The sequence below is a fragment of the Flavobacterium sp. genome, from assembly GCF_003525665.1.
In the GTDB taxonomy this organism is placed as follows: Bacteria; Bacteroidota; Bacteroidia; order Flavobacteriales; family Flavobacteriaceae; genus Flavobacterium.
On record NZ_DQDX01000101.1, the window covers coordinates 8,739 to 9,070 of the forward strand.

Sequence of the window (332 nt, forward strand, 5' to 3'; positions counted from 1 at the left end):
ATAGCAGTGGAAATCCTTTTATCTCGTTGTCAAAACGAGATAAAAGATTGCAACGAATAGCTGGAAATAGCTTCAAAAAATAAAGTAGATTAATGATAAAAATGTACCTTTGCAATTAAGTAATTTGGCTAATGTTAAAGAACGCTTTTCGCAAATACATCAACAATTTTAAGGGATTTTCTAGAGAAATTTGGATACTGACTTTGGTAACCTTCATCAACCGTGCTGGTACGATGGTGTTGCCTTTTTTATCTAAATATTTGAAAGAAGATTTGGGTTTTTCGTACCTTCAAATTGGTAATATTTTGTTCTGGTTTGGACTAGGTTCGATG

Annotated in this window: 1 pseudogene; it reads left to right on the forward strand. The window is 32.5% G+C overall.

What is annotated here, in order from left to right:
• Positions 1-131: 131 nt before the first annotated feature.
• Positions 132-332, forward strand: a pseudogene (locus DIU01_RS07325) (MFS transporter); the annotation flags it as partial.